At 58.6% G+C, this 26,070-nt stretch carries 23 protein-coding genes; 22 read left to right on the top strand and 1 reads right to left on the bottom strand.

What is annotated here, in order from left to right; all coding sequences use genetic code 11:
- Positions 1 to 225 precede the first annotated feature (225 nt).
- From ATY77_RS20030 to ATY77_RS19940, 19 genes are all read left to right on the top strand, one after another.
- Positions 226 to 1,728 carry an aminoacyl-histidine dipeptidase gene (locus tag ATY77_RS20030; protein ID WP_088688518.1) on the top strand — a complete coding sequence of 501 codons (1,503 nt, stop codon included), beginning with the start codon at positions 226 to 228 and terminating at the stop codon, positions 1,726 to 1,728.
- 9 nt (positions 1,729 to 1,737) lie between these two features.
- Positions 1,738 to 2,205 (top strand): cupin domain-containing protein, encoded by a 468-nt coding sequence (locus tag ATY77_RS20025; RefSeq protein WP_088688517.1) that lies wholly within the window; start codon positions 1,738 to 1,740, stop codon positions 2,203 to 2,205.
- Entirely contained in the window at positions 2,205 to 2,609 is a 405-nt protein-coding gene (locus tag ATY77_RS20020; RefSeq protein WP_088688516.1) for a cupin domain-containing protein, read from the top strand. The genes ATY77_RS20025 and ATY77_RS20020 overlap by 1 nt, the downstream gene beginning before the upstream one ends.
- Positions 2,610 to 2,701: 92 nt before the next feature.
- Positions 2,702 to 3,772 carry a sugar ABC transporter substrate-binding protein gene (locus ATY77_RS20015; protein WP_004129729.1) on the top strand — a complete coding sequence of 357 codons (1,071 nt, stop codon included), beginning with the start codon at positions 2,702 to 2,704 and terminating at the stop codon, positions 3,770 to 3,772.
- Between the two features lie 59 nt (positions 3,773 to 3,831).
- On the top strand, positions 3,832 to 5,367 hold the full coding sequence (locus ATY77_RS20010; protein WP_088688515.1) for a sugar ABC transporter ATP-binding protein: 1,536 nt from the start codon (positions 3,832 to 3,834) through the stop codon (positions 5,365 to 5,367).
- The gene (rbsC, locus tag ATY77_RS20005; RefSeq protein ID WP_040140044.1) at positions 5,360 to 6,334 is read left to right on the top strand and encodes a ribose ABC transporter permease; all 975 of its coding nucleotides are present in this window, start codon (positions 5,360 to 5,362) and stop codon (positions 6,332 to 6,334) included. The genes ATY77_RS20010 and rbsC overlap by 8 nt, the downstream gene beginning before the upstream one ends.
- 10 nt (positions 6,335 to 6,344) lie before the next feature.
- On the top strand, positions 6,345 to 7,049 hold the full coding sequence (araD, locus tag ATY77_RS20000; protein ID WP_088688606.1) for an L-ribulose-5-phosphate 4-epimerase AraD: 705 nt from the start codon (positions 6,345 to 6,347) through the stop codon (positions 7,047 to 7,049).
- A 7-nt stretch (positions 7,050 to 7,056) separates the two neighbouring features.
- Complete coding sequence (locus ATY77_RS19995) at positions 7,057 to 8,673, top strand: ribulokinase (protein ID WP_088688514.1); 1,617 nt, start codon at positions 7,057 to 7,059, stop codon at positions 8,671 to 8,673.
- Positions 8,674 to 8,716: 43 nt separating this feature from the next.
- The gene (locus ATY77_RS19990) at positions 8,717 to 9,634 is read left to right on the top strand and encodes a LysR substrate-binding domain-containing protein (RefSeq protein ID WP_088688513.1); all 918 of its coding nucleotides are present in this window, start codon (positions 8,717 to 8,719) and stop codon (positions 9,632 to 9,634) included.
- Between the two features lie 420 nt (positions 9,635 to 10,054).
- Entirely contained in the window at positions 10,055 to 10,738 is a 684-nt protein-coding gene (locus ATY77_RS19985; RefSeq protein ID WP_015341888.1) for a GntR family transcriptional regulator, read from the top strand.
- An 88-nt stretch (positions 10,739 to 10,826) separates the two neighbouring features.
- On the top strand, positions 10,827 to 11,714 hold the full coding sequence (locus ATY77_RS19980) for an NAD(P)-dependent oxidoreductase (RefSeq protein ID WP_088688512.1): 888 nt from the start codon (positions 10,827 to 10,829) through the stop codon (positions 11,712 to 11,714).
- A 91-nt stretch (positions 11,715 to 11,805) separates the two neighbouring features.
- Entirely contained in the window at positions 11,806 to 12,234 is a 429-nt protein-coding gene (locus ATY77_RS19975) for a carboxymuconolactone decarboxylase family protein (RefSeq protein WP_176439447.1), read from the top strand.
- 79 nt (positions 12,235 to 12,313) lie between these two features.
- Entirely contained in the window at positions 12,314 to 12,697 is a 384-nt protein-coding gene (locus tag ATY77_RS19970) for a hypothetical protein (protein ID WP_088688511.1), read from the top strand.
- A complete protein-coding gene (locus ATY77_RS19965; protein WP_064843734.1) occupies positions 12,694 to 13,590 on the top strand; it encodes an alpha/beta hydrolase in 897 nt (298 codons plus the stop codon). The genes ATY77_RS19970 and ATY77_RS19965 overlap by 4 nt, the downstream gene beginning before the upstream one ends.
- A gap of 49 nt (positions 13,591 to 13,639) precedes the next feature.
- Positions 13,640 to 14,782, top strand: coding sequence for an ABC transporter substrate-binding protein (locus ATY77_RS19960; protein ID WP_245314365.1), 1,143 nt, complete (start codon positions 13,640 to 13,642; stop codon positions 14,780 to 14,782).
- A gap of 89 nt (positions 14,783 to 14,871) precedes the next feature.
- The gene (locus ATY77_RS19955) at positions 14,872 to 16,425 is read left to right on the top strand and encodes a sugar ABC transporter ATP-binding protein (protein ID WP_013984695.1); all 1,554 of its coding nucleotides are present in this window, start codon (positions 14,872 to 14,874) and stop codon (positions 16,423 to 16,425) included.
- On the top strand, positions 16,422 to 17,396 hold the full coding sequence (locus tag ATY77_RS19950; RefSeq protein ID WP_088688509.1) for an ABC transporter permease: 975 nt from the start codon (positions 16,422 to 16,424) through the stop codon (positions 17,394 to 17,396). Before ATY77_RS19955 ends, ATY77_RS19950 begins: the two co-directional genes overlap by 4 nt.
- A gap of 11 nt (positions 17,397 to 17,407) precedes the next feature.
- A complete protein-coding gene (locus ATY77_RS19945) occupies positions 17,408 to 18,427 on the top strand; it encodes an ABC transporter permease (protein ID WP_013984697.1) in 1,020 nt (339 codons plus the stop codon).
- Positions 18,428 to 18,450: 23 nt separating this feature from the next.
- Entirely contained in the window at positions 18,451 to 19,938 is a 1,488-nt protein-coding gene (locus ATY77_RS19940; RefSeq protein ID WP_088688508.1) for an NAD-dependent succinate-semialdehyde dehydrogenase, read from the top strand.
- A 739-nt stretch (positions 19,939 to 20,677) separates the two neighbouring features.
- Here the strand turns inward: ATY77_RS19940 and ATY77_RS19930 are convergent.
- Entirely contained in the window at positions 20,678 to 21,784 is a 1,107-nt protein-coding gene (locus ATY77_RS19930; RefSeq protein WP_088688506.1) for an NAD(P)-dependent alcohol dehydrogenase, read from the bottom strand.
- Positions 21,785 to 22,445: 661 nt separating this feature from the next.
- Between ATY77_RS19930 and ATY77_RS19925 the strand changes: the two genes are divergently transcribed.
- From ATY77_RS19925 to ATY77_RS19915, 3 genes are read left to right on the top strand one after another with little or no spacing between them, the layout of a single operon-like run.
- Entirely contained in the window at positions 22,446 to 23,534 is a 1,089-nt protein-coding gene (locus ATY77_RS19925; protein ID WP_088688505.1) for a substrate-binding domain-containing protein, read from the top strand.
- Positions 23,535 to 23,590: 56 nt separating this feature from the next.
- Entirely contained in the window at positions 23,591 to 25,117 is a 1,527-nt protein-coding gene (locus ATY77_RS19920; protein ID WP_190237667.1) for a sugar ABC transporter ATP-binding protein, read from the top strand.
- Positions 25,118 to 25,126: 9 nt separating this feature from the next.
- A complete protein-coding gene (locus ATY77_RS19915) occupies positions 25,127 to 26,068 on the top strand; it encodes an ABC transporter permease (protein WP_088688503.1) in 942 nt (313 codons plus the stop codon).
- Positions 26,069 to 26,070: the final 2 nt, after the last annotated feature.

Raw genomic sequence — 26,070 nt, 5'->3', positions numbered from 1 at the left:
TTAGCTTATACCATAACGAAGTCGGATGAAAAAAGCTCATCTATTTTATGAAATATTGCGTTTGAAATAGGAGCTGAAAGCAGAGATGGTTCGATGCGTGGAGGGCATCTGAACCTGGATCGCCTTAGCGCGTAAGATGAGATGCAATACGGTTTACGAGGTCGCCGGACTATGTTCGGCGAGGGAAGAAGTATTGCGCAGATGCCGTATTAGGAGGAGGGCCGAATGAGTTTCCCCGCTGGAAAAACTGTAGATAAACGCGACAATTCTATTCTTGCTGGTCTCGAACCGGCGATCTTCTTTGGCTTTTTCGAAGAGCTAAGTGCGATCCCGCGCGGTTCTTACAACGAGAAGCAGGTCAGCGATCACATCGCCGATTTTGCCCGGGCACGCGGCTTAGAGGTTTACCAAGACGAGATCTACAATCTCCTCATCAAGAAGCCCGGCACACCCGGCTACGAAAACTCGCCGACCGTCATTCTTCACGGGCATACCGACATCGTCTGCGAGAGCGACGAGGGTGTTGACCACGACTTTGAGAACGAAGGCATCAAACTTCAGGTTATCGGCGATTTCATCCATGGGACGGGGACAACCCTTGGGGCGGACAACACCGTTGGTGTGGCTTTCGCAATGTCGTTGCTGGCATCCGACGATATCCCGCATCCGCCGCTTGAAGTGGTCCTGACGGTTCAAGAAGAAGTCGGCAAGGGCGGCGCACAACACTTCGACGGCACAAAGCTTAGCGGTAAGCGCCTTCTCGACATGAACTGGCACGATCCCAAGTCGCTTTTCGCAGGCTGCGCTGGCGATATTTCAGTGCGCTTCAACATTCCGGTTCAGTGGGAACCGCGCGTTTCGGGGCAGGCCGCCCTTTCGCTGCGGATCTCCGGCCTGAGCAGCGGTCATTCCGAATTCGACATCCATCTTGAACGCGCTAACGCGATCGTCCAGCTCGGACGGCTGCTCCGGATTGCCATCCGGGATGCTGGGGCCAGCGTAGCCGAAGTCAAGGGTGGCGTGAACCGTTACGTTATCCCGGGTGAGGCGGAGGCGCTCATTTCGATCGATGCCTCGCGGATTGTCGATCTCAGACAGAGAATTGAAGCGGAAGCGGCTTCGATTGCGCTTGAGTACAAAGCAAGCGATCCCAACCTCAAGGTCACAGTCAGCGAGTCAGGGAGGCCGATTACTGAAGTCTTCTCGGCTCAGTCCGCCCGGGCGCTGGTCGATACCCTGAACCTACTTCCCAACGGCGTCCAGAGCAAAAGCCTTCAGGTCGAGGGCCTCGTCGAGAGCTCCAACACCGTGGCATTGCTTTCAAGCGATGAAGAGGCCATCGAAATCGTCAATACGGTCCCAAGCGCCGTCAGCTCCCGTCGCTACAACATCGTCGACAAAATCCGGCAGCTGTCAGAACTCATCGGCAACGGCACGAGCGTGGAGACATTCGCGGATTGCCCGGAATGGCCATACAATCCTCATTCGCGAATGCTCAACGCCGCCAAAGCCGCTTACGAGCGCGAGTTCGGCGAGCAGCCACATGTGGAAGTCTCTCACTCCAGTCTCGAGCTCGGCCTTTTTCGAAAGAAGGTTCCTGACATTGACATGCTGTCGATCGGACCGGAAGCGTTCGACGTCCACACCACGCGCGAGCGCCTCAACCACACGACAGTCGATCCGACCTGGCGGCTTCTCAAGTCGCTGCTCCGCGAACTCCGGACCTAAGGTACTAAAATGCCAAAACTGCCAAGCTACTTCGGCAATTTTCCACATCCGCCCAGCGAAAAGAAGCCGGTCCATCTGACGCGCGGTAGCTACAAGATGTTCATCTATACGGGGACGAAGCCGTACTCGAGCGACCTCAACTACCTGCTCGCCAGCACGGACCAGCAGACCACTGGCATCTATCAGCTCGCGCCGGGAAGCAACTTCGACCCGGCCGACATTCACGCGGGTGACGAGGTGTACTATGTCCTCGAAGGTGTTGTGCATCTCCTAAACCCCGAAACCGGGCAGACAGAGGAACTCGGACCCGGTGACGCGGTGCTTATCCCCAAGGGCGCTCCGCATCGCGGCTATAACTTCAGCGACAAGGCTGCAGTTATCCTGTTTTGCATCGCACCGCGTATCTGGGACGAGAATGGCCCTCCGACCGGCTATGACGGGCCGACGCGCCTCTATAAGCACGAAGGGAGAGCGTGATGAGCCTTGAGAAACTCGGAGCCTATCCAGTAGACGGCGCTCAGGCGCGCAAGAGGGGCGACCTGGTGAAGGTCGCAAAAAGCGATCGTCTGAACATCGTCTCCGGCCGCGATCATCCCATTCTCATCCAGTTCTGCGTCAGCAACGATTACATGCACGTCGGAGAGCTGACTATCCCTGTGGGTGGCGTTGGACCGCGCGCGAGCGAACCCGACAGCCATGGAGGGGACGCAGTCTTCTACGTTCTGCAAGGCCCCGCAACCTTCTATTTGGCGGATACCGACGAAACCTTTCACATCCGTGACGGCGAGTCTTTCTTCCTGCCCGGCGGCATCAGCTACCAGTGCCTAAACTACGGCTCCAACCCGATCCGGATGGTCTTCACGATCGCACCGGGACTGTAAGCCGAAGATTTGAATCTCAGATTGCTAAGCTTCGCCGCGGACCCGTTCCGCGGTTGGGAAAACTTTGTCTTGTCACGACCAGGGAGGATCATGTGACAATTTTCAGACGGACGTTAATCTTCGGTGCTGCTCTCGGGCTCACCGCTTCGCTTTCCTTCAGCCCAGCGCTTGCACAGCAGTTGGATTATTCGAAGGTGTTTCCTGGCATCTTGATGGACAAGGACATCAAGCCCACAGGCCAGGAAGTCAAACCTGCTAAGAAGGATAACCGCCCGCTCAAGGTCGGCTTCCTGCCGACGGCGATGGACACCTACTATCAGCGTGTTCTGGCTGGCGTGAAAGAAGAAATCGATAAGCGCGGTGGCGACGGCACTATCCAGCTTCTCGTGCAAGCTCCGAGCAGCCAGTCTGCCACGGACGACCAGATCAGGACCATGGAAGCCTGGATCAACGACGGTGTGGATGCGATCGCGGTTGCCTTATACAACGAAGGCGCGTTGCTGCCCTCCATCCGGCGCGCCACCGAGGCGGGCATTCCGATCTTCCTCTTCAATTCACCCGTCGCCGACAACCCATATTATGTCAGCGATATCGGCTACGACCAGAGTGATGGTGGTCGTGCGCAGGCGCAATGGCTGGTTGACACCTATGGCGACAAGGAAGTCAAGCTCGGGATCCTGGAGGGCCTGCCCGGTCCGCATACGAGCCAGCGCATGAAGGGTTTCAACGAGGTCATCTCGAAGCACCCCAACTTCAAAATCGTCGCTCAGCAGCCGGCTGGCTGGGTGCGTGCCCAAGGCCTGTCGGTGACTGAAAACATGTTCACCGCCAACCCCGATATCGAAGTTCTCGTCGCGCTCTACGACGAGATGGCCCTTGGCGGTCTGCAGGCTCTCAAGGCTAAGGGGCTGAACGGCAAGGTGGCAATCGTCGGCTACGAAAATATGAAGGAAGCCAACGACGCGATCCTCACCGGCGACTTTGCAGCAACGGTCGACACCGGGGCCAAGGAAGAAGGTCGCAACATCATTCGAGCGGTGGATGAGTTCGTGATGAAGGGCACCGCCCTGCCGAAGAAGATCTTCGTGGCGCCCAAAACCTACGATGCGAAGAACATCAAGACCTTCGATCAGAACGACTACGTCTACGTCCAGCAGAAGTAGATGTGACAGTACGCGGCCCCGCCTCGCGCGGGGCCGCCCACTCAAAAAGGGCGACCTGAATGACAAACGCTCCGCTGCTCGAGATGAAAGGCATTGCCAAACGCTTCGGCAACACGAAGGCGCTTGATGGCATCGAGCTCGTACTCAATCCCGGCGAGGTTCTCGGCCTGGTCGGTGAGAACGGCGCAGGCAAGTCGACGCTCATGAAAATCCTCTCTGGTGCATATGCACGCGACGAAGGCACCATTGCTGTCAGAGGTAAGGTGGTCGATCTGAACAATCCCAAAGACGGGTCCAGGGCCGGCATCGCGATCATCTACCAGGAGCTGAGCCTGTTTCCGGACTTTGACGCCGCCGAAAATATATTCGCGGGCAGGGAGCTGCGCCACGGGCGTGCAAGTGCATCACCGCTTGACCATTTGGCCATGCGGGCAGCCGCCTCGCGTATCCTGAAGGGCGAGTTAGGCGCCGACGTACCTCTCGACAGGCCAGTTCGAGAGCTTAGCCTCTCGCATCGGCAGATGATCGAGATCGCCAAAGCCATTAGCAGCAACGCCGACATCATCATCATGGACGAGCCGACCGAAGCGCTCGAGGAGGTCGAACGCAAACAGCTGTTCGCCATCATCAAGAAGCTTCAGCAGGCCGGTAAAGCTCTCATATATGTGTCTCACCGGATCCAGGAACTCCTCGGCATCGTCAGCCGCGTGATGGTCTTGCGCGATGGCAGCGCGGTCGCAGACCTGCCCGTATCGGAGCTCGACGTAGACAAGGTCGTCAGTGCGATGATCGGCGGCTCTCTCGCAAAACAGTTTCCTCCCCGCGTCCCGGCAAGGTCCGAACCCTCGTTGGACGTTCGCGGTTTGACGAAAAGGGGTGTCTTCGAAGACATCACCTTCTCGGTAGCCCAGGGTGAAATCCTCGGCGTCACGGGTCTCGAAGGATCAGGCAAGAGCGCGCTCCTGCGGGCAATCTTCGGGCAGATCCCGCATGAGACCGGCTCGATTCTGATCGACGGAAAGCAAGCGGCGATTTCGGACCCGACGGACGCTATTCGTCAACACGTCGCCTTCTTGCCCGCCGAACGTAAAACCGAGGGGATTTTTCCACAACACAATGTCGGCTGGAACCTCTCTATCGCCAACCTTCGAACGCTCGGCAAAATCACGTTGATGCCGAAAAAGGAGCGCGAGATTGCCTCCGGCTACATCGCCAAGCTCGGCGTGAAATGCGACGGCCCCGGTGCCGACATCACATCGCTGAGCGGCGGTAACCAGCAAAAAGTCATGCTTGCTCGCTGGCTGCTCACCCAGCCAAAGGTGCTCATGCTTGAGGAGCCAACGCGTGGCGTCGACGTGCGTGCCAAGGCCGAGGTCTACACCCTCATCCAGGCTGCTGCGAAAGACGGCTGTGCTGTCATCGTGGTGTCCGCCGACAACGCGGAACTTCTTGGACTGTGTCACCGGGTCGCGGTCATGTTCGAAGGACGGATCTCGGCGGTCGTCGATGCGGCGACCTCCAAGGAAGAAACACTCGCTCTTCATTCGGTGAGGCCGCCGCAAGGCCATCATCTTCAGGGAGGTATCCATGGCTGATATTGCAGCTACACGCCCGCGCTCGCCCCTTACGCTCGCACGCAGCGGCGGCAATGCCGGCGTTTATCTGGCCTTCGTCGTTCTTCTGGTGGCGCTCGGCTTTGCCGCTCCGCGGTTTTTCACCTTCGGCAACTTGACTGACGTTCTTCGTCAGGCGGTCCCCATTGCCGTGATCGCGTTTGGAGCGACCTTTGTGATCGGGATGCGGGGCATCGACCTCTCCGTCGGTTCGACACTTGCGCTGAGCGGTCTTGTGACCGCAAACCTGATTGTGCTTGGCTATCCCGTTCCTCTGGCATGCGCAGGCGGGATTGCGGTCGGTGCGGTGATCGGACTGGTGAACGGCATCCTGATCACCAAGGTCGGGATCACGGACTTTATCGCCACAATGGCCATCATGGTCATCAGCCGCGGTATCGTGATGGTCTACACTCAGGGTATTCCGATCGTCGGAGCCTCCGACCCCGCCTTCCGAATGATCGGCCAGAGCTATGCCGGCGGTGTTCCAGTTCCGGTCATTCTGACCGCCATCGTCTTCGCGATCGCCTTCTACCTTCTCTATTACACGCGTTTCGGCCGTTTCGTTCTCTCGATCGGCAGCAATCCGGACGCTGCCCGGCTGGTCGGCATCCCCACGGACAAGGTCAAGATCGCCGTTTACGTGCTGGTCGGGGTCCTGTCGGCCTTCGCGGGCGTTCTGCTCACCTCGCGCCTTGAAGCCGCCATGCCTGAAGCCGGCCAGGGGTACGAGCTGGATGTCATAGCTGCCGTGGTTATCGGCGGAACGGGTTTGTCCGGCGGGCGCGCCACTCTTTTTGGAACCGCCGTAGGTGCCGTTTTGATGGCGGTCGTCCGCAACGCGCTCAACCTGCTCAACGTGAACACCTTCTGGCACCAGGTCGTCATCGGCACGATCATCCTGATCGCCGTGGCAGCCGATCGTTTCAGTCGCCGCCAAAAGGCCTGAGGAGACGATGATGAAATATTCCGAGCTCCGCAAGTCCGTTCTTGATGCAAATGCCGCGCTCTACGATAGCGGCCTTGTCATCTCGACGTTCGGTAACGTCAGCGCTATCGACCGCGAGAAGCGTGTTGTCGCCATCAAACCGAGTGGCGTTTCCTATAAGGCAATGCAGATCGCAGATATCGTTGTAACCGACCTCGATGGCAATATCCGAGAGGGCACGCTGCGACCTTCGTCTGATCTCGATACGCACCTGGAACTCTACAAAAGCTTCAAGTCTATCGGTGCCGTGGTCCACACGCACTCGTTCTTCGCGACGGTGTGGGCCCAATCCGGCCGGGGTATCCCTGCCATGGGAACGACCCATGCCGACTATTTCAACGGAACGATCCCCGTTACTCGCAAGCTGCGCGACGACGAAATCATAGACGGTTACGTCCGCAACACGGGCAAGGTCATCGTCGAGGCACTCGGAAACAATGCGCCGCTCTCCGTCCCCGCAGCCCTGGTTAACGATCACGGTCCCTTCTGCTGGGGCAAGGACGCAGCCGACGCCGTTCATAACGCGGAGATGCTCGAGGCTGTCGCCAAGATTGCCTTCCACGCCCGGCAACTGAACCAGGACGATCCAGAAATTTCCGACGCTTTGCTGGACCTCCACTATCAACGCAAGCACGGCCAGTCGGCGACCTACGGCCAGCCAGACAGTTTCAAGTAGGATTATCATGTCGATTGTAGCAGGAGTTGATTTCGGAACCTTGAGCGTGCGGGTAACGCTAGCTAATTCCGAGAAGGGTTCCCTTGGAACCTGCGTCGCGGAATATCCTCTCGAGCGGCGTCGTTCCGATCCCGACCTGGCAACGCAGTCCCACGTAGATCATATGGAAGCGCTTGTGCTGGCGATGCATCGAGTGATCGACGAATGCGGCGTAGATTCCAAGGAGATCCGCGCGATTGCGGTCGACACGACGGGGTCCTCGGTGTTGCCTGTCGACAAAAATATGCAGCCTTTGGGGGACTACTACCTCTGGTGTGACCACCGCGCCAAAGCGGAAGCCGAAGAGATAACGGCGATGGCGCACGACATGCACATTGAAGCAATTGAATGGTGCGGCGGAACCTATTCCCACGAGTGGGGCTTTGCCAAGCTTCTCCACTGGATGCGCCACAACCCCGACCAGCGCGAGCGCTTTGGGACCGCCGTGGAACATTGCGACATGGCAGCCGCGGTCCTCACCGGAGTGACCGACACGGCTCGCATGGTGCGCAGCGTCTGCGCCATGGGACACAAGTGGATGTGGAACCCGAAATGGGGTGGCTTGCCCTCGCAGGCTTTCTTGTCCCGCGTCGATCCGCTTTTCGACGGCGTGCGCGAGAAGATTGGCGGAACATATCAGACCTCTGCTTCGATCGCAGGTGGGCTCAGCACATACTGGGGCGAACGACTCGGCCTGACCGCCGGGATACCAGTTCCCACGGGTGCGTTTGATGCCCATTGGGATGCAATTGGCGCTGGCTGCCGTCTGGGGGACGTCGTCAATGTGATCGGTACGTCGACCTGTATCATTGCCGTTAGTGAACGTGTGAAGCTAATCCCCGGTGTTTGCGGCGTCGTCCCAGGGAGTGCACATCCAGACCTTGTGGGAGTTGAGGCAGGCCTGTCTGCGACAGGCGACCTGTTCGACGCAATAGCACGACGTGCCGGCACGACGGTGTCCAGGCTCGCTGAAGGCCTGGAAAGCATCGAAGGCGGAAAGACCGGTCTGATGCGTCTCCCCTGGGACAACGGGGACCGGACGGTTCTCGTCCGCTCCGACCTTGGTGGAATGACGCTTGGCTGGCATCTCGGCCATACAGCGCAGGACGAACTGTATGCCGCGATTGAAGGTACGGCTTTCCACACACGGGTTGTCCTGGAGCGGATGGAGCAGCACGGCGTTCCAGTCAACCGCGTCATTAATGGGGGAGGTATCCCGCAAAGGAACGACATCCTCAACCAGATCTACGCCAATGTTATAGGCAAGCCCATATTGGTCCCCGACGGTATTCCGACCGGTCTCGGTTCGGGAATATTCGCCGCTCTTGCATCCAAAGATCATGGATCAATCGAGAGCGCTCAGGCAGCCATGTGCGTGGGCTACAGAAAGTTTGAGCCTGATCCGAGCACGCGCGGACGTTATGAGACCCTCTATCAGCTGTTCAAGCAGGTCTATATGGGCTTTGGCACCTCGAGCCTCGCAGACTTCTCGCAAGTTCTCGGAGACATCAAGCGGATTGCTGCAGGTGAGAGTATTCGGTCCGAGTTTGGCCACCGTGCCGCGCGCAAGGTAGCATTGCTATGACCCGCTGTGCTCTTAGATCAGATGTCTATGGATCGAGAACGTGATGACGTCACTTCCATCCATTCGTGCAATACAGTCGTTCGTCGCAGCCGGCAGAAAGGGTTCATTTCTCGAGGCTGCTGCCCAGCTGCAGCTTACTCCCTCGGCGATCAGCCACCAAATCAGGCTGATGGAAGACGACCTTGGGGAAAAACTCTTTCACCGCATTGGAAGGAACGTGTCGCTCACCGAGATTGGCGAGCGATACCACCGTGATCTTTCAGAAGCGCTTTCGATGATTGAGCAGGCGACCGATGAGGTGTGCCGGCGCAACAGCGTCGACGTCCTGAGCGTCGGCTGTGCTTCAAGTCTGGCTTCGCTATGGCTTATGCCAAGATTGCCTCGGTTCGAAGAATTGTATCCCTCGATCGAAATCAGGCTTCTGTCTACATCGGATCCTGCAAAATTGTCCGATGGCTCGGTCGATGTCGATATCTGCTACGGCAGCGCTCCTCGACTGGGCTCTATCGCGGCGGAGGAGTTCCCCCTTGAGACAATCGTCGTAGCCTGCTCTCCCGAGGTGGCGAATGGCGAGCGGCCCATACGCAAGCCATCGGATCTGGTGGGCCACACCTTGATCAAGTCGGAGCAGACGCTTTACAGCTGGCAACAATGGGCGAAGGACCACGGCTTGGCGATTGACGTCAATCGCGGCGCTCGATTTCGCGATGCGTTTATGGCGATCGCGACCGCTGTCGAAGGACGCGGCGTGTGCCTGGAGAGCTACCGGCTTCTTGAACGGGATGTGGAAAGAGGTAACCTCGTCCTTCCGTTCGGGATGACAGGCCCCAACCTTCGTTGCCACACGCTCACATATGTCCGCTCGCGGCTCAGATCAGAAAAGGTCAACGCGTTCAGGCAATGGCTGGAAAACGTATGGCTTGAAGACACTGCCTCGGCTGAAATGCGGGCGCGAGGCTGATCGAACCTCTGACGGGCAGCAAGATCGTCCGGCGTTCTTTAAAACGCCGAGACAGCAATATGCGTGATGCCCAACCTTCTCTTAGCCATGCCTCGAGATTTTTTGAAGTTTTTGCGATTGCGAGGCGAGCGGCCACCGAGCACGATATGCGCCGTCTTCTGTCCCTCTCACCAGTCTATGCGCTGACGACTTCAAGGCCATAGCTGTAGGACCGTGTCAGATCGCGCTGGCGGCGCTATCCGCGACTTAAGAGCCCGCAAGTCTATGGCTGTCAGACACGGCGAGCAGGCAAAGCTGTCGCGAAGAGATCAATTGAGGCTGGCAGCTCTCAGACAATCTGGATTGATATTAAGAGCGAATGCCTCCATATGTAGAGAATGATTTAGCGCGGCGTGAGCCGATTACAGATGTTGGCGGGCGATGCAGACGGACCTACAGATATCCAGACAAAGTGCGACGTTGCGCGTAAAAGTTGAGGAGACTCTACGTCAGGCGATAGCCAGTGGGCGATTTAAGCCCGGCCAGCGACTGGTAGAGCGAGAACTTTGCGAAATGCTGGGCGTCGGCAGGACCTCGGTTCGCGAGGCAATGCGACAGCTCGAAGCTGAAGGCATTATCACAAGCTATCCCCATAAGGGACCGGTCGTCAGTACGATCACCTACGAGGAAGCGCAGCAACTCTATACCGTTCGGGCTCTTCTTGAAGGATTCGCGGGCCAGCAGTTCGCTGAGCATGGCACTGCCGCCGACATAGCGACACTTCTAGCCGCGGTGGTCGAATTCGAAGCCGCTGCCGAAAGTGGCGTCGGTGCGCGCCTCATAGATGCGAAAAACGCGTTTTACAACTGTTTGATGGACGGCAGCAAAAACGTGTTCGTAAGGCAAATGCTGACAGCTCTGCATAATCGGATAAATCTCCTTCGAATGACAACCATGACGCAACCGGGACGGCTTGCGCATAGCATTGCCGAAATTAGGGATATTGCGAACGCAATCCAGAATCGCAACGGGCCGTTGGCGGCGGCGGCCTGCAAATTCCATATCGACCAGGCTGCCAAGGTCGCACTTGAATACCTCCGGAAGAACGCAGCGCCAGAAACTTAAAATTTCGATTGACAGATTGTCTGATAATCTTTTTAATCCTCTCTGAAGGAAGGCGGGTTTCATTGCTCGCACGCGTCCGGAGGAAAAAATGTCATCGACACTCAACGCAACGCGCGTGGCCTTTATAGGGCTGGGCGCGATGGGCCAACCTATGGCTCAACATCTCATCTCGGCGGGCTTCGATGTCGCCGGTTTCGACCTCTCGAAAGACGCCAAGATAAAGCTCGCTGATGCGGGCGGGCGAGCCGCCGAAACGATTTCTGACGCCATGGTCGGGGCCAGTTTCGTGATCACCATGCTTCCGAACGGCAAGATCGTGCGCGAGGCGCTGCTGGGCGAAAACGCCTGTGGCGGCCTGAAGCAAAATGCCGTCGTCATAGACATGAGTTCGTCTGCTCCAAACGACACAAGGGAACTCGGTCTCGAACTTGCTTCTCGTGGCCTTCGGCTGGTTGACGCCCCGGTCTCCGGAGGCGTCAAGCGCGCCGTTTCTGGCACCTTGACAATCATGGCCGGTGGGGAGGATGCTGATATCGAGGAGGCCGAGCCGCTGCTAAAGGCAGTGGGACAACAGGTGTTCCGGACGGGGCCAGTTGGCTCGGGTCACGCGATGAAAGCGATTAACAACTTCGTATCCGGTGCAGGTGTGCTCGCGGCGATCGAGGGTGTCCTTCTTGGACGTGCCTTCGGCCTGGAGCCGGCGACGATCGTCGATATTCTCAACTCGTCGTCTGGAAAGAACAACGCCACCGAAGTGAAGATGAAGCAGTTCATCCTCTCTGAGACGTTCGGGTCGGGATTTGCCATTGGCCTGATGGCCAAGGATATCCGCATCGCCGCCGATCTCGCCAAGACGCTTGGTCTTCGCCTCGATGCTCTCGCCAGCACAGCAGACGCCTGGGATGCTGCACAGAAGGCGCTAGGCCCATCCGAGGACCATACCCGCATCATCCGATACGTCGAAGATCACAATTAGCCTCGGAAACTCGAGAATTCGCGCGAAACAGACAGATTGTCTGATAATCAGTTGATCTTGTCGTAGACAGTAAAGCTAGGAGCGTTGTCGAATGACCGCCACGAAAGAAACGAAAGTGAAAACACACGGCAAGGAGCGGCCTGTCCCTTCGGAACAGTTCGCTCAAGGGCTGGCGACGCGTCGTGAAGTCATGGGCGATGCTTATGTCGACGCAGCACTCGGTAAGGCGACCGACTTCACCTGGCCTATGCAGCAGCTCGTCACTGAGTATTGCTGGAACGAGATCTGGAATCGACCAGGCCTCGACAGGCGCGCGCGGTCCATTCTGAACCTTGGCATGATCTCTGTTCTCAATCGTCCGCATGAGCTCAAGGGCCACGTGCGCGGCGCGATCAACAACGGCCTCACCAAGGAGGAAATCCAGGAGATTTTCCTGCAGGTCGCGATCTACGCCGGCGTACCGGCGGGCATCGACAGCTTCCGAAACGCCCAGGAGGTCTTCAACGAAATGGGCATCTGAAGCCGCCGCCGCTGGGCGTGGCGGAAAATTTTGAAAGGCGTGGATCGGCCGCGCCGTTTTAACCAGGGAGGAGCCGAACTTGGCCATCGATCTCGAGAAGTTCAAAAAACTGGCGCTGGAGGACTTCGAGTTCAAGCGCGAAACCCGTTATCTCAACGGCATTATCAAATGCGATTTTCCGACCCGCAGCGTCGCACTCCACTTCGAAGACGGCAAGATGGTGAAGGTCGAAGAAGCCGCCTACGACGACGAGAAGTGCAAGATCGTCATCCGGGGCACGGGTGAACAGTGGGACGCGCTTCTCCAGAAGAAGCCGCGGCCGTTTTATCAGTGCCTGCAGTCGTCAAACATCAAACACGGTCTGTTCCTTAGCAACAATAACGAAACCTTCGCGTATCTCCCTGCGCTCAATCGCATGACGAACCTGATGCGCGAAGCCTGCCCGGAAGGAGTAGCAGCATGACCAGGCATGATCCAATCACGGGCCGTTACGTCTACCTGACGATCGAAGGCATCGAATATCGCGTCTATTACGAGGAAGCCGGAGAGGGCATTCCCTTGCTTGTCGGTCACACGGCGGGCTCCGACGGCCGCCAGTACCGCCACACGCTCTGCGACGAAGACGTGACCAAGAACTTCCGCGTTATCGCGTTCGACTTGCCCTATCACGGGAAGTCTCTTCCTCCACACGGCGTTCGCTGGTGGGAGAAAGAGTACAACATGACCAAGAAGTTCATGATGGATTTCCAACTGGAACTCTCTAAGGCGCTTGGTCTGGACCGCCCCGTTTATATGGGTAGCTCGATGGGCGGACATCTTGCTATCGATCTGGCGTCGAATTACCCCGACAACTTCCGCGCTACTATCTCCGTCGAAGGGGCACTGCGCTCGGCTGCCGAATATGTCGATGTCGGCATGGCAGGCATTAGGAAAGAATTCGACAACCCAAACGTGAACCGCACCTCCATAGGCGCGGCGATGATGCTCAATATCTCGCCCTACTCACCAGAAGCCAATGTCCGCGAAATCCAGTGGGAATATAGCTGCGGCGGTCCGGGCGTCTTCGCAGGTGACCTCTATTACTACTACTACGACCACAATGTCTCGCCCGAAGAGGCGAGCAAGATCGATACGTCGAAGTGCATGCTGTACTTCCTGACGGGCGAATACGATCCGAATACCTCCCCGGCCGACACCAAGATCGCCGCCGATCTCGTCAAGGGCAGCAAGTTCTGGACGATGGAGAAGCTCGGTCATTTCCCGGTCACTGAAGACTACACCGAGTTCAGAAAATACCTGCTGCCGATCCTCGAGGAAATCCAGCAGGCATCCGCAACCAGGGCGAAGGTCGCCTGAAACAATCTCTTGGGAGGAGCATCCAATGAGACGGAGTTTAACCGGAACCATGGGGGCGCTGATCGCGGTCAGCGCCCTGACGACCACTGCTTGGGCTGACGGCGTCGACCAGCTCCCCCCCAACGAGAAGAAAATCTACGAGGTCGTCGACCCGCAGGTTCCGCTCGGAGCGAGCGCCTATAAGGACTTCAAGCCAAAGAAAGGACCGCCGTGGAAGATCGGCTACGCCAGTAGCTATGCCGGCAACACGTGGCGCGCAGCCGCCCTCGATGCCGTCATGAATGAACTCTTGCCGCGCTCCAAGGAAGCGGGGCTTGTATCTGAAGTCGTGGTCACTCAGTCCGACCTCAAGGACGCCGTCCAGATTCAGCAGATGCGCCAGATGGTTGATGATGGGGTCGATGCCATCATCATCTGCTGCTCGAACGTCACCGCCCTCAACCAGACGATCGAGTACGCCTATAAGGCAGGCGTTCCTGTTTTCTCGTTTTCGGGATACGTGACGTCGCCTTACGCGATCAACGGCGCTGCCAATCACGCGCAGGGCGGCGGCGAGATGGCGACCTGGCTCGCAGACAAGATCGGCAAGAAAGGCAACGTGCTTCTCGTGTCGGGCATCCCTGGCTTCGCCTCATCCGACAGCTTCGACAAGGCCGCCAAAGAAGCGCTGGCAAAGTATCCCGACATCAAGATTGTCGGCGAAGTGGCTGGCAAGTGGACCGACCAGGTAGCACAGGTCGAGGTGCAGAAATTTCTGGCGACGAACCCCATTCAGATTGACGGTATTCTGACACAGGGCGCGCAGGAGAACGGCGTGTTGAATGCCATGCTCCAGTCGGGTCGTGACATGGTGCCCATTACGCTGGGCGGCGAGGCTTCGGCGGCATGTTACTGGCGCCAGCATCCAGAATGGGTCGATGCTGGCTTCCATATCTGGCCGCCGCGCCGCGAGATGCAGCAGATGTGGGAGATCATGCTTCGCACGCTCGAAGGGCAGGGGCCGAAGGTACAGTCCTTCCTGCGCCCTGTCCTGCCGTTCACCATCGATGACGTTCGCGCTTCGATCCCCGAGGATTGCGATGTGAACTCGACGGATTTCGTCGAACCGAAGGCGGACGGATGGTTCCCAAGTGCGATTGCCGACCAGTACTTCGAGCGTCCTGCCGATCCCTGGAAGCCGGTAGCCAAGTAAGCCGGATCCGCCCGGTGGCATAACTGCCGGGCGACCGTTGAAAGATCGTAAAAGCCGCCTTGGCGGACGTTGCGGGTGGGAGGTCTGCGATGGGCAGCGAGATAACAGTCAGAATGGTAGATGTCGCCAAGGCGTTCGGGGAGACGAAGGCACTCAAGAAGTGCGACTTCGAGGCCCGGGCCGGGGAGGTGCACGCCATCGTTGGCGAAAACGGCAGCGGCAAGAGCACGATGGCCAAGATCATGTCGGGCGTTTTGCACCCGGACGCAGGCAAGGTCACGATCCTGGGTGAAAAGGTTGCCTCGCCCGTCGACGCCAAGCGGGTCGGCCTGACCACCATCTTCCAAGAAGTCCTGGTTGCTGACGAGGCTAGCGTATTCGAGAACCTCTATGTCGGTCGCGACGGTGTTTTTCGTTCGCAGTCGACCGGCGATCGGCGGAGCGAAGCAGCTGAAATCCTGGCGCGGCTCGTTGGAAAATCCGTAGACCTCGATCAACTGGCAGGCAGCCTGCCGCTCAGCATCAAACAGTGGATCGTCATCGCACGGGCTATTCTTCGCAGGCCGCAGGTGCTGATCCTCGACGAATCTTCGGCCGCGCTCGACCTCGACTCGACCCTCCGGCTCCACGCGGAAATCGACCGCCTTCGTGCCGAGGGCGCGACGATCCTCATCGTAACCCACCGGATCGCGGAACTCGTGCGTATCGCCGACCGTGCGACGATCCTGCGTGATGGGATAACTGTCGGTACGCTCGGAAAGGATGAGATTACCGAGGAAAACCTGCTGTCCATGATGACGCCGGCAGATCGGCGCGCCAGCGATGCGACAGAATACGCCTCCCGAAAGAAGGCGCTATCGGCCCCTCTCATACTAACCGCGACGGGTCTCGCCGCGCACAGGTCGGCGCGCCTATTCGATTTCGACCTTCCCAAGGGGAGCATCGTCGGCGTAGCCGGGCTTGATGGGCAGGGGCAGGACGCTTTTATCCGCGTCTTGGCCGGCATCATCCAGCCGTTCGGTGGCGAGGTGAAGGTCCGCTCGGTTGATACGGACAAGATGATCGCGCTGCAATCGCTCGACGATGCGGCGAAGCTCGGTGTTTCCTACGTCTCCGGGGATCGCAAGCGCGAGGGTATCTTCCCGCAACAAAGCATCTTCGAAAACCTCGCCATCGGTGTCTACAGGAAGACGCTCGGACCCCTGGGCGTGATCCGCAAGCCCACGCTGAAATCCATGTTTAAGCGCGAAGTGGATCGTCTGCGCATCAAGATCGGCAGCCCGTCGAACAGGATCACCTCACTGTCGGGCGGCAACCAGCAGAAGGTGCTTATCGGGCGCGCCTTCGCAAACGATCCCCAAGTCATCCTCCTGAATGACCCCGCGCGCGGTGTCGATCTCGGCACTAAGCGTGACCTCTACCGGGAGTTACGTCTGTTCGCTGAAAAAGGCGGCAGTGTCATCTACGTCTCGAGTGAGATCGAGGAGTTCATCGGGTTTGCCGATCGCGTCGACGTGTTCTTCGGGGGAACGTTGTTTCGATCCCTGACCGGCGAGGAAATCGCCGAGGCACCAATCCTCGCCGCTATGTTCGGGAAAGCCCGGGACGCTTCCGTTGATTTCGATCTGGAAAGGACCGCATGATGTCCGTAACCGCTTTCCGTCAAGTCACGCAGGACCGCTCGTTGTTCGTTCCGGCCGGGCTTTTCCTCGTCCTCCTTTGCGCTGTCGCCTTCCGGGGCCAGGGTCTGTTCACGAACAATGGTCTGGCCGGAGCCATTCTGGTTGCAACGCCGCTGATCCTGACCACGCTCGCGATAACACCGATCGTCATGGCGGGCCGCGGAGCGGTGGACCTTTCCGTGGGCCCGCTCATGGGCTTCGTCAACGTCACGCTCATTACGTGGCTCGTCGGCAACGGCATCACGCACCCGTTGGCCATCATTGCCTGGGCGGTGGGATTGGGAGCAGCGTTCCAGCTGGTGCAAGCACTTGTGATCATCTATGTGCGCGTCGCGCCCATCATCGTCACGCTCTCCGGTTTCCTCGTTCTGTCGGGCGTCAACCTGATGGTCATGTCGCGTCCCGGCGGTGTCGCTCCAGACTGGATGCTAAGCTGGGGCGCGGGAACGAGCATATTTTCGCCTGTCCTGTTGCTTCTGCTCGGCGCTTTCGCAATCTGGGGCGTCCTGAGGGGCACGATGTTTTACCGCAACCTGCGGATGACAGGCGCTGACGAGCGGATGGCCTATACCAGCGGTGTGCAGGTCGACGTAGTGCGCATCATCGCCCATACGGTCGGCGGCGTTTTTGCTGGGCTCGCCGCATTGAGCTACACCGCGCTGATCTCATCCGGCGACCCGACCCAGGGCAGCACCTACACGCTGCAAGCGGTGACGGCGCTGGTCCTTGGCGGAGCTAGTCTCTCCGGGGGCCGCGGCGGTGCGCTCGGCTCGACGCTCGGCGCGATCAACATGTTCCTCATCTCGTATCTTCTGTCCACTTTCAACTTCGGGACGGTTTCCGGCTTCGTCACGCAACTGGCCTTTGGCCTGATCCTCGTTGGGTCACTTCTCGTGAACGTCTTCGTCATCAGCCGCCGCACTGTCGCGTGAGGAGTAAGGAAATGATCTCCACTGTCTTGAACACAGAAATCGGCGCGACCCGTGGCGCCAGCCCTTTGCGCAAGCACAAGAGTATTTCGATCGGCTTCTGTCTCCTTGCGTGTCTGCTCATTCTTGGAGCCCTGCTCGTGCCGGGCTTCGTGTCGCCGCAGAACGCGCGATCGATCCTCCTTCTCGCCGCCTTCCTTGGGCTGGCGTCTGTTGGGCAGACGCTCTGCGCGCTCGTTGGAGCGCTGGATCTTTCCATCCCATACATCATCGGTGGCGCCAATATCCTGCTTCCAAGCCTCATGGTGGCGGGTCTTCCCGCCCCCGTCGCCATGATCGTCGTGCTTCTCCTTGGCATTTTGGTCGGGGCTTGCAACGGCGCCCTCAGCTTCCGGCTGCAGGGTCAGGCGCTGATCATGTCGCTCGGTCTTGGTTTTGCCGCCGTCGGGGCGGTCCAGATCTACACCTCGCTCGGATCGCAGTTCGGCGGTACCGTCTTTGCGCCCGTCCCCGGATGGCTTCGCAACCTTTCGGCGTTCAATGGCAGGTTCTTCGGTCTGCCATTTCCACCGGTTATCGTCATATGGGCTTTCATCGCCGTCGCTCTGGGCTGGATAATGCACAACACCTGGTTTGGCCGGAGCCTCTATGCTGTTGGCGGGAGCCGCACGGCCGCCGCCCGCCTCGGAATCTCGGAATTCAAGATCTGGACAGTGATCCACAGCGTCAGCGGGGCGATGTCGGCACTCACCGGAATGCTGCTCCTCGGTTTCTCCGGCGGCGGTTTTGTCGGGGTCGGTGATCCCTATCTGTTCACCACCGTGGCGGCGGTCGTTATCGGCGGAACGTCTCTTCTAGGCGGTGCCGGCGGGTATGGAGCGACGGTCCTCGGCGTCCTCGTCCTTACTGTCCTGACCTCGCTTCTCGTCGGCCTGGGGCTCAGTTTCCCGGCACAACAGGCCGTCGTAGGGTTGCTGATCGTCCCCATGGTCGCGATCTACGCCCGCTCACCACACATCCGTAATCAGATTTGAACGTTGCATCGAAAGGAATACCAATGGCTATCTCCACCGCTCTACTGGATCGCCTGAAAGACCCCTCCCTGGTACGCGAGGAAATGCTGGTAGGAGGCGAGTGGCGAAAAGAGGGCGCGAGCGGCAAGACGATCCAGGTCCACAATCCCTCGACCGGGGACGTGATTGCGAGCCTCCCGAGCGCAGGACTCCAGGACGTCCGCGAAGCCATCGACGTCGCCAAACTCGCCCAGAAAAAGTGGGCCGCACGATCGGGCAAGGAACGTGCCGGCGTCATGCGGAAGTTCTTCGACCTCGTCACGGCCAACACCGAGGACCTCGCGATCATCCTGACGTCCGAGATGGGCAAGCCTCTGGCCGAGGCACGCGGAGAGGTCGCCTACGGCGCTTCCTACATTGAATGGTTCGGGGAAGAAGCCAAGCGCGTTTACGGCGACACCATTCCGGGGCATCAGGCCGACAAGCGCCTGATAGTCATCAAACAGCCCGTCGGCGTGGTGGCGGCCATCGCGCCCTGGAACTTTCCTTCCGCCATGGTCTGCCGCAAGATCGCCCCGGCGCTGGCATCCGGCTGCGCCATCATCTTCAAGCCGGCCGCCGAAACCCCATTGTCGGCCCTTGCTCTTGCCATACTCGCTGAGCGCGCGGGAATACCTGGCGGCCTGTTCAGCGTCCTGCCGACAGACAACGCCCGGATGTTCGGTGAAGAAGTCTGCTCGAACCCCGTTGTCAAGAAGCTGACCTTCACAGGGTCTACCGAGGTCGGCCGAATCCTGATGGCGCAGGGCGCACAAAAGATCATGAAGCTCAGCCTCGAACTCGGCGGCAACGCTCCCTTCATCGTCTTCGACGATGCCGACCTCGACGAGGCCGTGGAAGGAGCGATGCTGTCCAAGTTCCGCAATGCCGGCCAGACCTGCGTTTGCGCCAACCGTCTCTACGTCCAGAGCGGGGTCTACGACCGCTTCATAGAGAAACTCGCGGCGCGGGTTTCCGCGCTCAAGGTCCTTGACGGGTTCGAGGATGGAGCCACCATCGGTCCGCTGATCAACGAGGATGCGGTGGCGAAGCTCTATAGTCACATCGATGACGCGGTCGGTAAGGGTGCGAAGATCGTTGTGGGCGGCGCAAGGGACGAGCGTGGTGGCACCTTCGTCCAGCCGACGCTTCTCTCGGAAGCCACGAAGGAAATGAAGGTCGCACGAGAGGAGACCTTTGCGCCGCTCGCTCCTGTCTTCAGGTTCAAAACGACGGAAGAGGTCATTGAACTGGCCAACGACACAGAGTTCGGTCTGGCCGCCTACTTCTACGCCAACGACCTTCGAAACGTCTGGAAGGTTACGGAGGCCCTGGAGTACGGGATGGTCGGCGTCAACACGGGCCTGATCTCCACGGAGGTTGCACCGTTCGGCGGCGTCAAGCAGTCGGGGTTCGGCCGCGAGGGCTCGAAATACGGCATGGATGACTTCCTTTCCATGAAATACGTCTGCATGGGCGGCATACAGTCATAGTCCAACGGCTGGTGGTGGGTCTTAAGGCTCGCCACCAGCAAGGTTTGAGCTCGTCACGGAAGCCCGATGACACATTCTGCAGAAGGCGGGGAGAGTCTTGGTCAAGACCGCGCCGACAGCCTTCAAAACGAGGCGGCCGACCGCGAGCAGGACCCGGCCGATCACGCTGCCCAGGCGAACGTCGAGGGCAGAACGGCAATGGAACGTCGGAACGTGCGGAGAGAGGCAGGGGCGAGACTCGGCTTTGTCGTGGGTCTGTCTGCTTAAGGCTTCCGTTGGCCCAACGCCTGATGACCCATCTCGAAAGTTTCGTTGGTATTTTTCGACGGGACGGAGAAAGCGCGCCACCGGCCACTCGCTGGCAAAATCATCGCCGATTGTCTGGCATTTTGCTGGTGGCACGTCGACGCAAGGCGCACGTGTCGGGGGACGCTCGGCCTGCCGGCCCGAGTGCTCTTATGGCCCAAGGGCAGCATCAGTTGAATGACGTGCGGTCGTCAACTGCCGCAAGGCCTTGATGAGGGGGGCACGGATCGCCGAGAAATTGCGCCGTCGCAGACTAATATTTTGACCTGGAAGAGCCCACTACCGTTACCGCGACCTGGTCGCGTTGCAATGATGAAACGGGGTTGCGCCTCACACCTGCGTTCCAGAGTGTCCGGGCGAGACCGTGACGACCACGGCCCCGCCGGACGTTGCCTTGGGAGGCTGACTTCTGGACAATGTTTGTGACGAGAGCTTAGTGCTTCATGCGCAGGATTGGCTTGATGACCTTGCCGCTCTCGGAATCGGCCATTGCCTCGTTGATCTGGTTTAGATCGTAGAACTGGACGAGCTTGTCGAACGGGAACCGTCCCTGCTGCCAGTATTCGATGAGCTCGGGTATGAATTTGGAGGGAATGCTCTGGCCTTCGACCACACCGACGAGCGTACGGCCGAACAGAAAGTTGCCGATATCGACGATCCCTTCCGTTCCGAGCGCGGACGATCCGACCAGTCCACAGGTTCCTGGGGTGCCGAGGCAATCGACCGCCTGGCGAAACACCTTCGGCGAGCTCGTGCATTCGAGACTGAAGTCTGCGCCTTCGGGAATGATTTCCCTGATCGCCTTGACGCTATCCCTATTGCGGGCGTTTATGATGTGGGTTGCACCCAGTTCAATCGCCAGTGAGAGACGTTCATCGTTAAGGTCGATCACGATAATGGTCGAGCATCCGGCGATCTTCGCCGCCATGACGGCTGCCATGCCGACCGCACCCGCGCCGAACACTGCAATGGAAGATCCCGGTTGGGGCTTGAGGCAGTTGAGAACCGCTCCGGCGCCAGTTTGCAGCCCGCAGCCCAGCGGTCCCATGAGTTCGAGAGGAACATCTTTGGAAACCTTGACCGCGTTGCGCTCGCTGGCGATGGCATAGGTGGCGAAAGAAGACTGCTCGAAGAAGCACCCGCTGATCTGGGTACCGTGTGAATCATGTAGCGGGCAACTGCCATCCGGCCGGGTGCCACGGAAATTTCTGCCGAAAAAGTCTTCACAATAATAAGGCGTGCCTCCCCGGCACTTCTCGCATTTCCCGCAATATGCGTAGCTTAGAGCCACGTGGTCGCCGGGCGAAAGCTCTTTTACATCGGCCCCGACCACTTCCACGACGCCGGAGCCTTCATGGCCGAGAACCACGGGCTGCGGTACGTCATATCCTTGGTCGCGAACAACCATGTCGGTGTGGCAGACACCGCTCGCCACGATACGGACGAGGATTTCGTCGGGGCGAGGTTGATCGATACCGATGCACTCCAGAACAAGAGGCTTTGCCTTTTCGCGCGAAATTGCAGCGTATGCTTCTTTCATAAAATGACTCCTTCAGTGCGCGCTCGGCCGGTAGGTGACACTTGTAGGCGTTCGCAGACAATCAGTCAATTATCTTCAGTGAGCCAAGATGCTCGCTGAGGCCATCCCAGCGCGTTACACGGACATGTAAAGAACCAAATCAATGTAATATCAATTGCTTCCTCAGGGCATTCGGCCGATCTAGATCTTGGTCCGAATTGTTGGCTGTCTTAAAACTGGAATTCGCGTGACAGATTGACTGACGTGGCGTTCATCGAACGCGCCGGCTGACGGTGGTGCCCGTATTTCCTGCCTCGCGGTCTCGTTTTCCGGGCGATGGTAGCGATTATGGCTCCAAACGTCCTTTTTATGAACCTCGCCGGCGAGGCGCGGTCTCCTCTGTTTCCTGTTGGCGCGCTCGTGGGGTGAGGTAACGGGTGGCTGCTTTGTCTTATTGCTATATCGAACCAAGCACCAATAAAAGAATAAATAAATCAGTATGATAACACAGAAGACACGTCGAAAAGCTGAAATTCAATATAGTTTATTGACAGATTGTCTGCTTATTCATAATGATGCGATCTGCCGTTTGTGGGGAGAATTCGGCGATGTCTGGAGGATAGCGGCGCTCCAGATCGCAGACAAAATGGCCACGTTGGGTGGCAAGAGGAGGAGAATTTCGATGAAAAGACGTACATTCCTACAGACGGGCAGTGCCTTGATTGCAGCTGGCGCGTTCGGAATACCGGGCATCCTGCGGGCAGAGGATACGATCACCCTGCTACCCGACACTTGGCCGTCCGAAGGGGAAAACCCCGTCGTCGACGCTGGTAAGTTTGCCAAGTCAGGTCTCTGGAAGATTGGTCACAGCCACTATGGCCTGGCCGGTTCGACGCACACCTATCAAACCGCATTCGAGGCCGAATACGAAATCAGCAGGAACAAGGCTCGTGTCGGCGACTATCAATTCCGAAGCGCCGACCTCAACGCCTCAAAACAGGTCGCCGACATCGAGGATCTGATCGCACAAAAGGTAGATGCAATCATCATTGCGCCGCTTACGACAGGCTCGGCCGTGGAAGGCATCAGGAAGGCGAAGGCTGCCGGCATTCCGACGGTCGTCTATCTCGGTCGCGTCGACACCGACGAATTCACGGTGCAGGTCCAAGGCGACGACTTCTACTTCGGCCGGGTGATGGCGCAGTTCCTGGTCGATAAGCTGGGCAACAAGGGAAAAGTGTGGGTGCTGCGTGGCGTCGCCGGACATCCGATCGATGCTGATCGTTATGCCGGGGCGATGGAAGTCTTCAGCAAGTCCGGTCTCCAAATCACCTCAACCCAGCACGGCAGCTGGTCCTACGAGGACTCAAAGAAGATAGCCGAAAGCCTCTATCTGTCTGATCCAGATGTCGCCGGGGTCTGGACTGACGGCGCGAACATGTCGCTCGGGGTCTTGGACGCGCTGCAGGAAGCCGGGGCTTCCACCATTCCACCGATCACGGGAGAAGCGCTCAACGGTTGGATGCGTCGTTGGAATGACGAAAAGCTCTCTTCGATTGGGCCCATTTGCCCTCCGGCTCTTTCGACGGCAGCCCTGCGTGCGGCCTTCGCGCTTCTCGAAGGCAAGCCGATCCAGCGCAACTGGACCAACCGGCCCAAGCCGATCGTCGACGACAATCTTGCACAGTTTTACCGCTCCGATCTCACGGACGCTTACTGGGCTCCGACAGAAATGCCGAATGAGAAGCTCCTCGAGTACTTCAAGGCCTGACGCATGGAGGGCGCGGACAAAGCGCGCCCTCTTCACCCTCGCAGATGGAAGTGTTCATGAGTATGCTTGTCGAGATGGTCGGCATCAACAAGTCCTTTGGTGCGGCCAAAGTCCTGTCGAATGTTCAATTTTCGCTTGAACGCGGCTCCGTCCACGCATTGATGGGCGAGAACGGGGCGGGAAAATCCACGCTGATGCGAATTCTGGCCGGCGTCTATCAACAGACCGCTGGACGCATCCGTCTGCGAGGAGAAGAGGTGACCTTCCGTTCCCCCAAGGAAGCGCGTCTCGCCGGGGTGTCGACAGTGTTTCAGGAGTTCACCCTGATCCCCAATCTCACGGTCGCCGAAAACATGTTTCTTGGACACGAACCGCGGCGTGCCGATGGGTCGATAGACACCGCCGAGGTCGTCGAGCGATCCCGCAAGCTGCTTGCCGACGTTTTCCCTCAACTGTACGCCACGGCGATTGTGGAAACGCTGACGGTTGCCCAGCAGCAGGCAGTGGAAATCGCCAAAGGTCTGACATCCAATGCCGATGTCTTCATTTTCGATGAACCGACCGCGGCACTAAACTCGACGGACGTCGCTCATCTCTTCAAGGTCATCCGCGATCTGAAGGCGCAAGGGAAGGCTGTCGTCTACATCTCGCATCGGATGAACGAGGTGTTCGAACTGTGCGACACCATCACCGTCATGAAGGATGGGGCTTGGGTAAAGACAGCCAGGGCAGAAGACTTCAATCTCCAAACGCTTGTGGCAAACATGGTTGGACGCGAGCTTCAGAATTTCTTTCCGCCGAGGGCGCAGACCATTGGGTCGCCGATGCTCGACGTGGCAGGGCTTCGTCTCAATGACCATGGCCCGCCAGTCGGTTTTTCCGTACGCACGGGCGAGATCATCGGACTGGCCGGGCTGGAAGGCCAGGGGCAGCGCGAAATCATGCGTGCGGTCGTCGGGGTCGAAACCGCCGCAGTTGTGACCGTCCGGCGTCGCCGCGACGATAGCATGATCGGTGTGAACGTATCCTCCGGCTTTTCGAGTGCGATCTCAGCCGGCATTGGTTTCATTCCTGAAGACCGCAAGCAGGAAGGCTTATTTCTTCGGCTTCCGATCTACGATAACATCGCACTTGGCAAGCAGTTGAACCGGAACATGGCGAGCGTTGCATGGCGTTCCATCTCCAGGGTTCACGATGTCATAAAGTCGCTCCGTGTTGCGGCTGCCGACCCAGCCTCGCCCGTCGGCAAACTTTCGGGCGGAAACCAGCAAAAGGTCCTTCTTGGCCGCTGGCTGCTTTCGGGGGTTGATATCCTTGTCATCGAGGAGCCGACACGTGGCGTCGATGTCGGCGCTAAAGCGGAAATCTATAAGCTGCTTCGCGACTTTGCCGATCGTGGCGGTGCAGTGATCGTCTCGTCACGCGAGCACCCCGAACTGATCGGGCTCTGTGACAACATCCTGGTCGTTCACGACAAAAAGATCGTCGGACAGATGCCCGCGCTTGATGCCACAGAGGAAACCATCCTGGGAACCGCACTCGGTTCGAACTCCGCGCACGATCCGCGCGCCGCTGTTCATTGAGGAGGATACATGAATACCGTCGCAAAGTTCCTGAAGGCACCCTATAGGGCGGGTGCGATCCGGCTGTCGATCGGGACGCTATTCGTGCTGGTGGTCGCCTCGGTTATCCTGCTTCCACAATTTCTGGCGCCGGAGAATCTGTCGAACCTGCTGGCCCAATCCACTGTTCTTGTCATTTCTGCGCTCGGCCAGACCTTTGTGATCCTGACGGGCGGCCTAGACGTTTCCGTTGGTTCGATCATCAGCGTGACGACTACGATCATGACACTCGACATGCCCGAGGTTGTCCGTGTCATGCTTTGCATTGCGGTTGCGATCGCATTCGGATTCTCGAATGGCTACGGCGTAGCCAGGCTCAAAGTCCATCCGATCATCATGACCCTGGCAACCATGGGTATCGGCCAGGGATTGGCGCTCATCATTCTTCCTATCCCCGGCGGGAAGGTGCCCGAATGGCTTTCGGCGTCAGTCGCGGGTTCCGTTGGGCCCGTGCCAAACTCGCTGCTCTGGCTGATCGTCGCCACGTTCGTTGCTGCCTGGTTGCTTTATCGCAGGCCGTTTGGCCTTTACCTGTTCGCTTCAGGTGGTAACGACTTCAATGCCCGCATGAATGGCGTCCCGGTCGAGCGCACAGTCATCAAGGCCTACATCCTGTCGGCGCTATTTGCTTGCGCTGCCGGGATGTTCCTCGCAGGTCGCCTTGCCTCGGGCGATCCCAAGGGGGGCGCCACATTCGGAATTGAATCCGTTACCGCAGCAGCGCTGGGGGGTGTTCACCTAGCTGGCGGTATCGGCAGCATCCTCGGCACTGTGGCCGGCGCGGCTATCCTCGGCATCGTCAACAACGTGATGAACCTCGCCAACGTCTCGGCATTCCTCCAGTCGGTCGTGAAGGGCCTTCTGCTGCTAGCACTCGTCGTCTCACAGCGTCGCAAAACGATCGGACTTTGAAA

The organism is Rhizobium sp. R634, assembly GCF_002211305.1.
In the GTDB taxonomy this organism is placed as follows: domain Bacteria; phylum Pseudomonadota; class Alphaproteobacteria; order Rhizobiales; family Rhizobiaceae; genus Rhizobium.
This window is presented reverse-complemented; position numbering and strand designations above follow the sequence as displayed.

What these genes read in the sequence shown, in the direction of transcription:
- ATY77_RS20030 (WP_088688518.1), top strand. Translation starts at nt 226, where the DNA reads ATGAGTTTCCCCGCTGGAAAAACTGTAGATAAACGCGACAATTCTATT.
- ATY77_RS20025 (WP_088688517.1), top strand. Translation starts at nt 1,738, where the DNA reads ATGCCAAAACTGCCAAGCTACTTCGGCAATTTTCCACATCCGCCCAGC.
- ATY77_RS20020 (WP_088688516.1), top strand. Translation starts at nt 2,205, where the DNA reads ATGAGCCTTGAGAAACTCGGAGCCTATCCAGTAGACGGCGCTCAGGCG.
- ATY77_RS20010 (WP_088688515.1), top strand. Translation starts at nt 3,832, where the DNA reads ATGACAAACGCTCCGCTGCTCGAGATGAAAGGCATTGCCAAACGCTTC.
- rbsC (WP_040140044.1), top strand. Translation starts at nt 5,360, where the DNA reads ATGGCTGATATTGCAGCTACACGCCCGCGCTCGCCCCTTACGCTCGCA.
- araD (WP_088688606.1), top strand. Translation starts at nt 6,345, where the DNA reads ATGAAATATTCCGAGCTCCGCAAGTCCGTTCTTGATGCAAATGCCGCG.
- ATY77_RS19995 (WP_088688514.1), top strand. Translation starts at nt 7,057, where the DNA reads ATGTCGATTGTAGCAGGAGTTGATTTCGGAACCTTGAGCGTGCGGGTA.
- ATY77_RS19990 (WP_088688513.1), top strand. Translation starts at nt 8,717, where the DNA reads ATGACGTCACTTCCATCCATTCGTGCAATACAGTCGTTCGTCGCAGCC.
- ATY77_RS19985 (WP_015341888.1), top strand. Translation starts at nt 10,055, where the DNA reads ATGCAGACGGACCTACAGATATCCAGACAAAGTGCGACGTTGCGCGTA.
- ATY77_RS19980 (WP_088688512.1), top strand. Translation starts at nt 10,827, where the DNA reads ATGTCATCGACACTCAACGCAACGCGCGTGGCCTTTATAGGGCTGGGC.
- ATY77_RS19975 (WP_176439447.1), top strand. Translation starts at nt 11,806, where the DNA reads ATGACCGCCACGAAAGAAACGAAAGTGAAAACACACGGCAAGGAGCGG.
- ATY77_RS19965 (WP_064843734.1), top strand. Translation starts at nt 12,694, where the DNA reads ATGACCAGGCATGATCCAATCACGGGCCGTTACGTCTACCTGACGATC.
- ATY77_RS19960 (WP_245314365.1), top strand. Translation starts at nt 13,640, where the DNA reads ATGGGGGCGCTGATCGCGGTCAGCGCCCTGACGACCACTGCTTGGGCT.
- ATY77_RS19955 (WP_013984695.1), top strand. Translation starts at nt 14,872, where the DNA reads ATGGGCAGCGAGATAACAGTCAGAATGGTAGATGTCGCCAAGGCGTTC.
- ATY77_RS19950 (WP_088688509.1), top strand. Translation starts at nt 16,422, where the DNA reads ATGATGTCCGTAACCGCTTTCCGTCAAGTCACGCAGGACCGCTCGTTG.
- ATY77_RS19945 (WP_013984697.1), top strand. Translation starts at nt 17,408, where the DNA reads ATGATCTCCACTGTCTTGAACACAGAAATCGGCGCGACCCGTGGCGCC.
- ATY77_RS19940 (WP_088688508.1), top strand. Translation starts at nt 18,451, where the DNA reads ATGGCTATCTCCACCGCTCTACTGGATCGCCTGAAAGACCCCTCCCTG.
- ATY77_RS19930 (WP_088688506.1), bottom strand. Translation starts at nt 21,784, where the DNA reads ATGAAAGAAGCATACGCTGCAATTTCGCGCGAAAAGGCAAAGCCTCTT.
- ATY77_RS19925 (WP_088688505.1), top strand. Translation starts at nt 22,446, where the DNA reads ATGAAAAGACGTACATTCCTACAGACGGGCAGTGCCTTGATTGCAGCT.
- ATY77_RS19920 (WP_190237667.1), top strand. Translation starts at nt 23,591, where the DNA reads ATGAGTATGCTTGTCGAGATGGTCGGCATCAACAAGTCCTTTGGTGCG.
- ATY77_RS19915 (WP_088688503.1), top strand. Translation starts at nt 25,127, where the DNA reads ATGAATACCGTCGCAAAGTTCCTGAAGGCACCCTATAGGGCGGGTGCG.